General features: G+C 32.8%; 12 protein-coding genes. 7 read left to right on the plus strand and 5 right to left on the minus strand.

Annotated elements, in window-relative coordinates; all coding sequences use genetic code 11:
• Positions 1-330 precede the first annotated feature (330 nt).
• Positions 331-1539, plus strand: coding sequence for an RsmB/NOP family class I SAM-dependent RNA methyltransferase (locus Q4548_RS09510; protein ID WP_303454177.1), 1209 nt, complete (start codon positions 331-333; stop codon positions 1537-1539).
• A 118-nt stretch (positions 1540-1657) separates the two neighbouring features.
• Positions 1658-2428: a LuxR C-terminal-related transcriptional regulator gene (locus Q4548_RS09515; protein ID WP_303454179.1), complete on the plus strand. Its 771-nt coding sequence runs from the start codon at positions 1658-1660 to the stop codon at positions 2426-2428.
• Positions 2429-2640: 212 nt separating this feature from the next.
• Here Q4548_RS09515 and Q4548_RS09520 read toward each other — a convergent pair whose 3' ends face one another.
• Genes Q4548_RS09520 through ppk2 (Q4548_RS09530) form a run of 3 tightly spaced genes read right to left on the minus strand, consistent with a single transcriptional unit; the run spans position 2641 to position 5361 of the window.
• The gene (locus Q4548_RS09520) at positions 2641-3714 is read right to left on the minus strand and encodes a hypothetical protein (protein WP_303454181.1); all 1074 of its coding nucleotides are present in this window, start codon (positions 3712-3714) and stop codon (positions 2641-2643) included.
• A gap of 2 nt (positions 3715-3716) precedes the next feature.
• The gene (ppk2, locus tag Q4548_RS09525; protein WP_303454184.1) at positions 3717-4499 is read right to left on the minus strand and encodes a polyphosphate kinase 2; all 783 of its coding nucleotides are present in this window, start codon (positions 4497-4499) and stop codon (positions 3717-3719) included.
• A gap of 4 nt (positions 4500-4503) precedes the next feature.
• Positions 4504-5361, minus strand: coding sequence for a polyphosphate kinase 2 (ppk2, locus tag Q4548_RS09530; protein ID WP_303454187.1), 858 nt, complete (start codon positions 5359-5361; stop codon positions 4504-4506).
• A gap of 106 nt (positions 5362-5467) precedes the next feature.
• On the opposite strand from ppk2 (Q4548_RS09530), the gene Q4548_RS09535 reads away from it, so the two are divergent.
• Positions 5468-6418, plus strand: a complete 951-nt coding sequence (locus Q4548_RS09535; RefSeq protein ID WP_303454190.1) for a lipid A-modifier LpxR family protein — start codon at positions 5468-5470, stop codon at positions 6416-6418.
• Here Q4548_RS09535 and Q4548_RS09540 read toward each other — a convergent pair.
• Complete coding sequence (locus Q4548_RS09540; protein WP_303454193.1) at positions 6415-7635, minus strand: glycosyltransferase family 4 protein; 1221 nt, start codon at positions 7633-7635, stop codon at positions 6415-6417. The genes Q4548_RS09535 and Q4548_RS09540 overlap by 4 nt on opposite strands.
• A 64-nt stretch (positions 7636-7699) precedes the next feature.
• Between Q4548_RS09540 and Q4548_RS09545 the strand changes: the two genes are divergently transcribed.
• The 4 genes from Q4548_RS09545 (at position 7700) to Q4548_RS09560 (ending at position 11315) form a co-directional block, all read left to right on the plus strand.
• Positions 7700-8800, plus strand: coding sequence for a DNA alkylation repair protein (locus Q4548_RS09545; protein ID WP_303454196.1), 1101 nt, complete (start codon positions 7700-7702; stop codon positions 8798-8800).
• Positions 8793-9293: a hypothetical protein gene (locus tag Q4548_RS09550; RefSeq protein WP_303454198.1), complete on the plus strand. Its 501-nt coding sequence runs from the start codon at positions 8793-8795 to the stop codon at positions 9291-9293. The genes Q4548_RS09545 and Q4548_RS09550 overlap by 8 nt, the downstream gene beginning before the upstream one ends.
• Positions 9294-9438: 145 nt before the next feature.
• On the plus strand, positions 9439-10434 hold the full coding sequence (locus Q4548_RS09555; protein WP_303454200.1) for an alpha/beta fold hydrolase: 996 nt from the start codon (positions 9439-9441) through the stop codon (positions 10432-10434).
• 110 nt (positions 10435-10544) lie between these two features.
• On the plus strand, positions 10545-11315 hold the full coding sequence (locus Q4548_RS09560; RefSeq protein WP_303454202.1) for a hypothetical protein: 771 nt from the start codon (positions 10545-10547) through the stop codon (positions 11313-11315).
• Positions 11316-11363: 48 nt separating this feature from the next.
• Here the strand turns inward: Q4548_RS09560 and Q4548_RS09565 are convergent, their stop codons facing one another.
• The gene (locus Q4548_RS09565; RefSeq protein WP_303454209.1) at positions 11364-13670 is read right to left on the minus strand and encodes a type IA DNA topoisomerase; all 2307 of its coding nucleotides are present in this window, start codon (positions 13668-13670) and stop codon (positions 11364-11366) included.
• Positions 13671-13717: the final 47 nt, after the last annotated feature.

Here is a 13717-nt window from a genome sequence, read left to right on the forward strand (position 1 = left end):
TCTTACTATGCTTGCATTACAATATTCTAGAGATAATTCTTTTTTTTATTGAATTTTTATTTAAATTTGCAATCATTAACATGCTTATTTTCAGCTTGTTTAATTCGACACATAAGCTACCCCTAAAGTTTAAACTCTAAACAAGGGTAAAGGTAATACTATCTACACCCTTGCTTTAGTCGGCTTAATTAAGGCACATATTTAATCAGTCTCGACCTTATTTTCTTCAAAAATAAATGAAAGAAATTATTCATGGTAATTTTAATGAATATGTTTACATAAGAGGCAATAAAAAACGCTTAACTTTGTCATCAAATAGTTTAAGATCATATGAGACTTCATAGAAATTTAGTATTCACCGTAATAGATTCATTACACGATATCTTTAACGAACAAGAATACGCTGATAAAGCAGTCCAAAAAGCTTTAAAAAAAGATGTGAGATGGGGAGCGAGAGACCGAAAATTTGTTGCAGAAACCATTTACGAAATAGTTAGATGGAAACGACTTTATAACGAAATAGCGGGTACAAAAAATCACTACACAAGAGATAATTTATGGAAACTGTTTGCAGTATGGGCAGTTTTGCGTGGTATAGATTTACCGGATTGGAAATATTTTACAGAAACACCTGTAAGAAGAATCAAAGGAAAATTTGATGAGTTGCAAGAGCACAGAGCCATTGCTCAATCTATTCCTGATTGGATGGATGAGTTGTGTGTAAAAGAATTGGGGGAGTCTAAATGGGAAAAAGAGTTGACAGCTCAAAACATTCCTGCTTCTGCCATTTTAAGAGTAAACTCACTCAGAGGTTCTAAAAAGCAATTGCAAGACTTGTTAGCAGCCGATGAGATTATAACCAAACCAATCAAAGGATATACCTACGCATTAGAACTAGAAGAACGCAAAAATGTTTTTAAAACCGCAGCTTTTCAAAGTGGTTTGTTTGAAATGCAAGATGCCTCTTCTCAATTAGTTGCTGAGTTTTTAGACGTTGCTCCCGGAATGCGAGTTGTAGATACTTGTGCTGGTGCTGGTGGAAAAACATTGCACATTGCTGCATTGATGGAAAATAAAGGAACTATTATTGCTACAGATATTTATGGTGGAAAATTGGTAGAATTGAAAAAACGTGCTAAAAGAGCAGGTGCATTTAATATTACTACTAGAAAAATAGAATCTTCTAAAACCATAAAAAAACTATACGACACAGCTGATAGAGTATTGATAGATGCTCCCTGTTCTGGTTTAGGTGTTTTGAAAAGAAATCCTGATAGCAAGTGGAAATTACAGCCTGAATTTATAGACAACATTAAAGTTATTCAGGCAGATATTTTAGAACGCTATACTAAAATTGTTAAAGTTGGAGGAAAAGTGGTCTACGCTACTTGTTCCATTTTACCATCGGAAAACCAAGAACAAGTTGCTAAGTTTTTAGCCAACAACGAAAACTTTAAACTTGTAAAAGACAAAAAAATATTGTCTTCAGAATCTGGATACGATGGATTCTACATGGCTCTTTTAGAAAGAATTAGCTAATATTTTATTTTATCAAATATCTAAAACGTCATCTTGCAAAAGATGGCGTTTTTATTTTTTATTGTATTTTCAGAAGTTTTTAACTCGTAAAGATTTATTTTAGAGTAAACTAAAGACTATGAAGGAAAATCTTGACTTTTACAATGAAATTTTTAAATCACACAAACAGTACGAAAAAACCGTTGTTGAAAAACACATTCAGAAGCTTAGAGAACTGGACGAGTATTTACCTCCAATACAATCTTTTTTTGCAATAACAAATACAACCAAACAAGCTTATGAATTTCTTAGCAAAAACTTTGACTACACTTTAGGCTTAGACAGAAAAAAAATAGCCGAATTAGGAGTTCCATTTATGCTATCTCATTTTCATCCTGATGATTTGTCTATTTGGTTACATGCTATAGAAGACTTAATGAAATTTACCATGTCCGAAGTTCCTTTTGAAGATAGAGTAAAGTTAAGTTATACATTGAATTTTAGAATTAAGAACGCTAAAGGAGAATATTTGAATGCTTTTGAGCACCAAACTCCTGCTTATTTTGATGACCAAGGAAAACCAGTTATTGGAATTACCCACTGTACTATTATTGGTAATGGAGAACCTAGACCCATTATTGGAAGTATTAAGATCTTAAATGACAATGATGAGTATGAAATGCTTTATCACAAAAATTATTCTCAGAAACTACTTACCAGTTCATTAACTAATAGAGAAATTGATGTTCTAAGATTGTTATCCATCAACAACACCAGCAAACAAATTGCCGAGAAATTGTTTATCAGCTCTCATACTGTAGACACTCATAGAAAAAACATTTACAAAAAACTAAATATCAATTCTACTGTAGACTTGGTCAAACAATGTTTGATCAACCAATTTTTATAATATACCCTAAGCAGGGTATTGTATAAAATCTAAAACAAAAGTATCTTAATATCAGGAAATATTTATATATCATTTTTATAACCTACTCCCTTTTGTTTTAACTTAAAAACAACATTTTTGAAAACTACCCAAATAGGAAAACTGTAAATACCCCTATTAGTTGTAAAACAGTTACCTAAAAGCTCCATAATTAAAAAAATTATGGAGCTTTTTTATTTCCTAACTCTAAAACCGTTTACATCTTGGTAATGCTTTACAACAAAATTAAAAGCTGTCTCTAGAATTTCTCCCATAGAGATACATTTCTTAAAATTTGAATCTTTGGTATAACCAAACAGATCTTTTTTAAGCTGTTCTATTTTAACATCCGAAGAAATTCTGTCTTGCAACATGCAATTTAACAACTCTCTAATTCTTTTCTTGCCTAGCAATATACGTTTGGCAATGGTAGAACGTTCTTCTTGCTTGTATTGCTCTATAGACTCTGGTCGTAAATTGTTATGTACCATTTCTACATAAAGCTTATTTTCTTTTAAAAATTGAGGCATGTATACTCTCAATCTACCTTCGTAACATTGCTGATCAAAATCAATAGCTCTAATTCTATAACGCACCTGATCAAAATCGTGTGTAGGTACAATCACATAATTGTAAGACCTCATATCTCCCAACAAACGCACAATGCATCGTTCGTTAAACTTTACATATTCTTTAGCAATCTGTTTTTGCGTTCTAATAGAATACGATTCCAAACCACCTTCCATAAATGTATCTCCAGGAATTCCTGAAATATGATCCTCTATCAGCGTGTCTTTATACACTAAAAAATTGATTCTATTTGGAGACAACAAATGCTCTAGTTCCAAACCGTAAACTCTAGATGCATCTGCTTTTTTGACATACATATATGTGTAATTGTCGTTCAAAACATTACGCACTTTAATTCTAAAAGGCTTTGAATTTCCAAAAGTACAGTAGTCTACAGCATCTACATTTAAAAACGGAACGGAAGTATCCGAACCGTCACCATGTAAAATAGAATATACTTTTTTTAGATCTTTATCAATAGTTGCACGTTCATGCTCGGGATAATAAACTCTCACCCAAAGAGTATCTTCACCATTTTCATCATACACCTCTATTGCTCCAGAAAAACGTAGCAAATCATCATAAAAAACAGGAATCAAAGCATCCCTGTTATAATTTGACAAATACTCGCTAAAAAAAGGTTGAATAGGATATGTCGGTTTTTTCTTTGATATTTTTTGATATTCAGACTCTCCCATATTTACACCTTTCTAGTCTTGTCATAAGGTATTCTAGACAATAAATATTTGATTGCGTTTATTCTTGCAAATGTTTTTCTATTGGCACGAATAATTTTCCAAGGAGCATAATCTGTATTAGTGTTCTCAAACATTACCGCTTTGTACCTTGTATATTCGTTCCACAATTCCTGAGCTTTTTCATCTACAGGAGTAATTTTCCATTGTTTTAAAGGATTGTTTTTAATCTCTTCAAAACGCTTGGATTGTTCTTCTTTGGAGATAGACATGTAAATCTTTACCAACTTGATTCCCGAAGAGGTAATCATGCGTTCAAAATCATTTACATTGTTCATAAAACGAACATATTCTTCTTGTGTACAAAATCCATTTACAGGCTCTACCACAGCTCGGTTGTACCAGCTACGGTCAAAAAAAACAATCTCACCAGCTTTTGGGAATTTTCTAATATATCGTTGAAAATACCATTGTGTACGCTCTTCTTCCGTAGGTTTTGGCAACGCAACAATTCTAAAGTGACGAGGGTTGATACGTTCTGTAATTCTACGAATTGCACCACCTTTACCCGCAGCATCTCTTCCTTCAAAAATAACAATTACACGTTCGTTTTTTTCAATTACTTCGGTGTGCATTTTAATCAACTCCTTTTGAAGTGATTTTAGACTCTTAACATAATTTGTACTTTTTAATGCTTTACCTACATTGACCTCTTCATCAGACAACAAAGCCTGCAACCCTTTTTTACTATTCAGGTTTTTAATATCTCTCTCTGTTAAATTTTCCATTTGCTTAATCTATTTGATAAGATGATCTAAAATAGTGCATTACCACGTTTGGATCTGGGAATAAATTCACCTTAGCCTCTTGTTTTCCTTCGTACTCAAACTTAGACAACACATATCGAATCCCTTCCAAACGAGCCTCTTGTTTGTCATTGGTCTTTACAATTACCCACGGACTATAACTGGTATGAGTCTTACTAAACATGTGTTCTTTGTATGTAGTATATTGCCTCCAAAGTTCTTGTCCTTTTTTATCAACGGGACTAAATTTCCATCTTTTTAATGGGTTTTCTTGTCTTGAATTGAAACGAGTCAATTGTTCTTCTTTTGAAATGGACAGCCAGAATTTAACAATGATCAAACCATCTTCATATAGCATGTGTTCAAACTCTGGAACTTGAGCCATAAACGTATGGTATTGCTCTTCTGTACAAAATCCCATTACAGGTTCTACCACTGCACGGTTGTACCAACTACGATCAAAAAAAACAATTTCTCCGGGGTTTGGTAATTCCTTTATATAGCGCATAAAATACCACTGTCCTTTTTCAATATCAGTGGGTTTATTCAATGCTACCAATCTTGTTGAACGAGGGTTCAAATGCTCCATAAACCTACGAATAGAACCTCCTTTACCCGCAGCATCTCTTCCTTCAAAAATAACGGCAACTCTTTTATTGGTCTTTTTTACCCATTGTTGAAGTTTTACCAATTCTATTTGTAAAAGTTTCAACTCTTCTTCATATTTAATTTTATTCAAAATATCAGAAACATCAATGCCTTTGTCATTTAATTTGTCTACCAATTCTGATCTTGAAGTTACCGAAGCCAATTCTTCGGCGGTTAGCATTTCTTTTTCATTCATGTTTATGGAATTTTATCTTTGCACCGAGTAAATATACATATTCCACTTCTTTTAACATAGTTTCGTTATGTTAATAATTGTACTTTTACTGCGTTAAAACATACAAATGAAATATTTAAAGTTTCTTTTTGCTCTATTTATATTGCTTAATACACAAGCTAGTCAGGCACAAAAAACAAATCAAGAATTTGGTTTTATCACAGACAATGACTTATATGTTTCTTTCTTTTTAGATAAATATTACACCAACGGATTAGAACTTTTTTATCAATTTTCTACTCCAATGAACTACGGTAATTTCACAAAAAAAATTCGAACCATTAGAGTCGGTCAAAAAATGTACAATCCCTATAGTTCCGATGTAGAATACATTTACAACCAAGACAGACCCTATGCAGGTTATTTGTATGCCAATTATACAGAAAACTTTATCAATGCCAGACACATTTTATCTATTGGTGTTGAAACAGGGGTTACAGGAGACAAAAGTTTGGCGAGAGAAGCTCAAAATTTTATTCATCAGTTTTATAAAATTGATGAATCTAATGGTTGGGATACACAGGTAAAACAAAAATATTCTTTTGGATTGCATGCTTCTTACATTAAAAATTTATGGTACAAATCTGAGCAAAAAACTCAAATTTCCTGGATCAATAAAGCTGTCTTTAACTCTATCTTTTCCACTATTTCTTCTGGACTGGGTATCAAATTCAATCTAAACAAGAATAATGCTATTGCTCCCATAGACAACACTACTTTCTACAATACTGCCTTACAAAACAAAGATGAAAATTGGGTAAGAGAATGTTATTTTGGTATTAAATCTCTGATTGTTTACCAGCTTCAAGATTATACTGTAACAGGTGAACTCAACAACAATTACAGTCAAAAAAGTTTTGACATTCTTCCTTGGGTTTGGACAAATGATCTTGGGATTTATTGGAATTTAAAACAATGGAATCTGAGTTACCACCAAATATTTCAAACTTCAAACGTAAAAAACTTAAAATCAAATTGGATTCGATACGGTAGTATAGAAGTTTCTTATAAATTTTAAATCTTATTTTTTTCGGCAATCCATTTAGACAAATACATGGTGCTTTTTAAAGTATGATGTTGCAGCATGGCTCCAATAAAATTTTGCTCTCTAGCAACATCTTTATATTCAAGCAATTGATCTACTTTCAAACCAAAGTTCTTGTTAAAAAGCTCTTTATCAAACCGTTCTTTCAATACTTGTTTTCCTTTCTTTTGAAAAAATATCCACTCTTCTTTGTTCTTGTATAAACTCACTGCTTTTTGAACCAATTCTTGATCTGTATTCCCTACACAAGCTGAAAAATCATGATCTCCAAACATACCTTCTCCACCAATAGGTGTTGTTACAAAAGGAGTTTCGTTTTGCATGGCATCAATCAATTTTCCTTTTAAACCTGCTCCAAATCTTACAGGAGCTAAGCATACCTTAGCTTGTTGCATTGTAGCATTTACATTTTCTGCTCTTCCTTGTATCAAAAATCGCTCATTTACATTCTGTAGCTGAAAAACTTTTTGACTAGGATAGCTTCCGTAAATATGCAAACTCGCCTTAGGCAGTTCTTTCCTTATCATAGGCCAAATTGTTTGTTTCAAATACAAAACTGCATCCCAATTAGGAGCATGTACAAAATTGCCTATAAATACAAAATCTTCTCGTTCTTCAAAACTAGGTGTCAAATTTTCATCAATCGTCACTAAAAAAGGCAAATACCACAACAACATTTCCGGAATTTGATATACTTTTTTCAAATAGTCCATTTCATATTCAGAAATGGTCAATGTTACATCACACCTATAAATACTTGCCAATTCTCTTTTGGCTTCATCCGTAGTGATAATTCCTGTAGGCAATTCCTTTCCTTTTTTAACAGACAACTCTCTTGCCTTTCTTAAAAAATGTAAGTCTTCAGAATCTAACATTCGTAACGATTGTGGACAATGCTGAGCCACTCTCCACCCAAACTGCTCTTCCATTAAAAATCGATCAAACAAAACAATCTCTGGACTTAAACTCAACAAAAAAGCATCAAAAGAGTCGTGATTCAATTCAATTGATTTTTCCAACACATTGATTGTTGACAAATCAAAAGCAGTCTCTGGTTTGATTGCAGGACTCACAAAAGTAACTTGAAACTGCAGATTTTGAAATTGTTCTATAATTTGTAACATTCTACTACCCGCAGCTGTTGCTGTAGGTTCTGGCCATACGTAACCGATAATTAGGAGTGATTGCATTTTACAAAAATATAGAAACGAAAGCATAGCTTTTTAATTTTGCTTTTTTTAAATTTATAGCACTATGGAACCACTTAAAAATGCATACACTAAAAGTTTTTTCAATGCCTTTTTAAACGCTTTAGAAGAAATAAAACCTGAGTTAGACAAAACCGCTTTTTTAAAAGCTATTTTTTCGACTAATTGGAAAACTTACGAACTAAAAGATCGTATGCATCACATAGCTGTGGTTTTACAACAATTTTTAAATCCAGACTTCCAAATTGCTATCGTAGAAATCAAAAAACTGATTCCTGTTTTACAAAAACATAAAATTTCTGGTGGATTTGAATACCTTTTTTTGCCAGATTATGTAGCAATGTTTGGTAAAGATTATTTGGTAGAAAGTATTGCTAGTTTTGAAACCATTACCCCTTATGTTAGTTGTGAATTTGCTATTAGACCTTTTATTACAACACATCCAAAGTACACAATGGCCAAAATAAATGAGTGGACTTTTCATTCCAATCAACATTTAAGAAGATTGGCTAGCGAAGGTTGTAGACCTCGTTTGCCATGGGCAATGGCATTACCAGTTTTCAAAAAAGATCCTACTATGATCTTGTCTATTTTAGAAAATTTACTGAATGACGACAGTCCTTACGTTCGAAAAAGTGTAGCCAACAATTTGAATGATATTTCTAAAGACAATCCTGAAGTTTTAATTGCATTTACAGAAAAGCATTATGGAGAAACTGAAAAAACAGATTGGATTTTAAAACATGCCAACAGAACACTTTTAAAACAAGCAGAACCAAGGATTATGCAAGTTTTTGGTTTTGGAAATACTTCTCAAATAGATGTTCAAAATCTTAAATTAAGTACTACAAAAATTCAATTAGGAGAGGAATTGCATTTCTCTTTTGATTTGGTCAACAATAACAAAAAAGCAATGTTGATTCGTTTGGAATACGCAGTATACTATTTAAAAAACAGTGGTCTTTTGTCTAAAAAAATATTTCAAATTAGCCAAAAAAAACATCCGCCCTATAGCATTAACAAAATAAGAAAGAAACAACATTTCAAACCTATTACTACCCGAAAATACTATTTTGGCATTCATAAAATCTCCATCGTAGCCAACGGAAAAGAATTTGATTCACAAGCTTTTGAACTACATGAATAACATTAATCTTGACTCAATTTTAACCAACAGACTGGACAAAGACTTTTTGATTCAGCTTTTTCAAGAACAAGCAGAAGTACATGCTTCCGCTATTCAAATCGCACTTTCTGACCAGCAACCACAAGCCTGGAGAGCTACTTGGATTTTAGGCCACTGCACTTCTAAAAACGATGTTCGTATACAACCTTTTGTAAATGATTTTATCAAAAGTATAGTTAAGAGAAAAGACGGACATCAGAGAGAAATCTTGAAAATTATAGACAAAATGAAACTAGATGATGAGCAAGAGGGTCGCTTGTTTGATATTTGTATGACTCTTTGGGAAAACACAACCAAAGCATCATCTGTTCGTTATTTGGCCTTCAAACATCTTTTCAAAACTTGTGAAAAATATCCTGAGTTGAATGGCGAATTAGAATTTATCCGTCAGGAACATTATTTAGAAAGTTTGTCTCCAGGAATCAAACGAATCATTCTAAAAATGAATCCTTAAAAATAAACAACTCATTCCAATTTTACATAAACTATAAAACAGAAAAAAAGTTCCACAATAAACATAGATTTATTTAGTTATGTACAATCAGAAATGAATCTCTAATTTTTCTAACTCAATTTATCACGTATCAAATAAAATCAACATGAAATTAAAAATTACACTTCTCTTTATCTTAACTACGCTTGCTGGTTTTTCTCAGGAAAACAATTCAAAATGGCTAGATCTTATGCTAAGCAATTACAAATATCCTTATGCGGTAGAATATTTGACTATAAACAGCCAACAACAAGAATTAAAAATGGCTTATATGGATGTTCATCCTAAACATAGCAACGGAAAAACAATTGTTCTTTTTCACGGAAAAAATTTTAACGGAGCTTATTGGAAAACCACTATAAAAAGCTTAACTGAAGCTGGTTATCGTGTCATTGCTCCAGATCAAATTGGTTTTGGAAAATCATCCAAACCTATGAATTTTCAATATTCATTTCAAGAATTGGCAAAAAACACAAAAACTATTTTAGACAAACTTAACGTATCTAAAACAGCCATTTTAGGTCACTCAATGGGAGGAATGCTTGCAACCCGATTTGCATTGATGTACCCTGAAGCTACCGAAAAATTAATCTTAGAAAATCCTATTGGTCTTGAAGATTGGAAACTTATAGTGCCATATCAAACCATCGACTGGTGGTATCAATCAGAACTATCAAAAACAGGTGATAAAATAAAAGCATATCAGTTAAAAAGTTATTACGATGGAAAATGGAAAAAAGAATACAATCAATGGGTGGATCTTTTGGCTGGTTGGACACTAAATTCTGAATACCCTAAAATTGCTTGGAACGCTGCATTAACCTATGATATGATTTTTAACCAACCCGTACTTTATGAATTTAAAAACTTAACTTGCCCTACACTATTAATCATTGGTACACGAGATAGAACCGCACTTGGAAAACCTTTGGTTTCTGAAAAAGTTAGAGAAACAATGGGCTTGTATAGCAAATTAGGAAAATTGACTCAACAAAAAATAAAAAACAGTGAATTGGTTGAAATAGAAAACATTGGCCACTTACCACATATTGAAAGTTTTGATGCTTTTATTGAACCTTTAAAATTATTTTTATCTAAATAAGGTTCTAAATTATTCTTAAATTCTAAACAATGAATTTCGTTGTTTATCACCACTACAAAGCACATCTATTCGCTTTTCACTATATTCGTTTAACAATTATTAGTAGACATATGAACAAAATACATTTTTTAATTATCACTATATTTCTTAGTTTTTTTAGCGTTCAATCTCAAAACAAGCTAAACGATTTTGGGTATATTTTAATTCCAAAACAACTTTCTTTTCAAAGAGAGCCGAACGAATATAACATCAATCAAGTCCTAAAAACGAGCTTAAACAAATACAATTTTACAGCGTTTACAAGCGGAGAAAACATTCCTGACGACATAGACCCTTGTGACATTTTACACCTTGAAGCAGAGAAAAAAGGCTTTTTGAGCGTTACCATGAACCTGACTTTTTCTGATTGCTACGGTAAAGTAATCTATACTAGTATTGAAGGAAAAAGTAGGATTAAAGAGTTTGGCCCTAGTTATTATGAGGCTATTGGATTGACGTTAAAAGATCCTAACATCAACAAACACCAATACATTCCTTCTAAAAAAACTCCCAAAAAAGCACCAATAGCAATTACACCTCCTACGGTTAAAAAACCTATAATTCCAGCACACATAGAACCTAAAGAAACTTTAGAAACTATTGTTTTAAAATTAAGAGGACAAACTTACCAATTGGTACAAAAGGAAATCAATCTGTATCAAGTATACAAAAACGATGAGTTGATTGGTAAATTACTAAAACAAGAAGATAACAAATACCAAATGAAAGCAGGTAACTTATCTGGTGCTGGTACTTTTGATGATTTTGGGAACTTTATTTTGACAAGAGTCAACCCAGCCAACCAAGCCATTATTACAGACACTATGGCTAGAGTTAACTAATAAATACCAAAACACAAAACGAGCTTATAATAAGCTCGTTTTGTGTTTTTAAGAATTCAAAATCTTCCAGACCAAGTCCTTTGTCAATTCCTTTCCTTTTGCTTTTTCTTTGATGTAAGCAAACTCCATTTTAAAATCACAACCTGATTTGTATTCTGAGCAACCGTAAGCAGCAGATCCTTTTAAAATTTTTCCTTTTTTACACTTAGGACAAGTCAAAACTTCTGGAACTACAATTGTCTTTTTTTCAGATTCCTTTTGTTTCAATTCCAACTGAAAATCGTTGTTAAAAACAACAGCTCCATCCACTTTTCCTCCTTCGTTTACAAAACCTTTTAAATTGACTGTACTTCCTTTAGTCAGCAACCTTATCCATTGATTTTCTGAAATTTTTTTCCCTAAAAACTCAAATGGCATTATAAAATCACAATTTTCGTTGTATTTGCTACAGCCATAAGCTTTGCTTCCTTTCAACAAATGTCCCTCTCCACATTTTGGACAATTTGTCCCTGCAACTCCTTTAGATTGCTTTTGCACAGGCGTGACTTCTTTTTTAGAAACTACATCTACCACAATAGGTCTATGATTTGACAAACGAACCTCTACTACCAAATCATCCACCATTTTTTTCATGTTGTTGATAAAGATTCCTGCATTGTATGTACCTCTTTCAATATCTTTTAGTTGTTTCTCCCACTCTCCAGTCAACCTTGCAGATTTTAACAATTTGTTTTGAATAGTAGCTATCAACTGAATTCCTGTAGAAGTTGGCAAAAGCTGCTTTTTATTACGTTCTATGTAATTTCGTTTGAACAAAGTTTCTATAATACTTGCTCTTGTAGATGGTCTACCAATTCCATTCTCCTTCATCAAATCCCGCAATTCATCATCTTTTACTTGCCTACCTGCGGTTTCCATTGCACGAAGTAACGTTGCTTCTGTATATTGTTTAGGAGGTTTGGTTTCTTTCTCTAAAAAGGAAGGATCATGCGGTCCTGATTCTCCTTTTACAAAAGTAGGCATGATTTGTTCTTCGTCCGTTTTTTTAGCTGCTGCTTGATTTTGTTCTGCGGTTTTGAATACCACTCTCCAACCTTCCGACAACACCTCTTTTCCTGTTGTTTTGAACCCGATTTTTTCTACTGCTGCCAAAACCGTAGTGTTAGATACATCACTATCTGGATAAAAAACAGCTATAAATCTACGAGTAATGATATCGTAAACTTTTTGTGCATTGGCATGCAAAGGAATTTCTACTCCTGTTGGAATAATGGCATGGTGATCCGTTACTTTCTTATCGTTAAAAACCTTGATTGATTTTTTAATTTTAGCTTCTGCCAACAAAGGAGCTGTTAATGTTGCATATTTTGTCAATTTGGATAAAATCCCTCTTACTTTTGGATACACGTCATTGGGTAAAAAGGTGGTATCTACACGAGGATAGGTCACAACTTTTTGTTCGTACAAACCTTGAGTCAACTTTAAAGTTTCATCAGCTGTAAATCCAAATTTTTGATTGCAATAAACCTGTAATCCTGTCAAATCAAACAATTTAGGAGCATACTCTTTTCCTTTTTTCTTTTCTACAGATACAATCTCTAAGGGCTTTTCCTTAATAAGTTGCATTGTTTTCTCTCCATCTTCCTTTTTTAAATAGCGTCCTTGTTCATTGTTAAAAACTGTATCTCTATAAGTAGTCTGAATTTCCCAATAAGGTTGTGGTTTAAAATTTTGAATTTCCAAGAATCGATTTACAACCATTGCTAAAGTTGGGGTTTGCACTCTACCTACTGACAATACCTGTCTATCTCTACCGTATTTTAAGGTATACAAACGTGTGGCATTCATACCCAACAGCCAATCTCCAATAGCTCTAGAACTACCTGCATAATATAGATTGTCGTATTTTTCTGCTGGAATTAATTTTTCAAAACCTTCTTTGATGGCTTCTGTCGTTAAGGAAGAAATCCACAAACGCTCCACTTTTCCTTTGTATCCTGCTTGATTGATCACCCAACGCTGAATCAATTCTCCTTCTTGTCCAGCATCTCCACAGTTGATTACCACAGCTGCTTTGTCAAATAAAAACTTGATAGTTCTAAATTGCTTTTGAACACCTTTATCCTCCATTACCTTAACTTCAAATCGTTCTGGCAACATGGGTAAAGTATCTAAATTCCAACTTTTCCAATGTGGTTTGTATTCATGTGGAGCATACAATCCGCACAAATGCCCAAATGTCCAAGTAACCTGATAACCATTTCCTTCAAAATAACCATCACAACGAAGATTAGCTCCTAATACAGAAGCAATTTCCTTGGCAACACTCGGTTTTTCGGCTATACAGACTTTCATGAATGAATTTTAAATTTGGATTTTGTATTTAAAGTACGGGAAAACAA

The sequence above is a fragment of the Wenyingzhuangia sp. 2_MG-2023 genome (assembly GCF_030548295.1).
Taxonomy (GTDB): Bacteria; Bacteroidota; Bacteroidia; order Flavobacteriales; family Flavobacteriaceae; genus Wenyingzhuangia.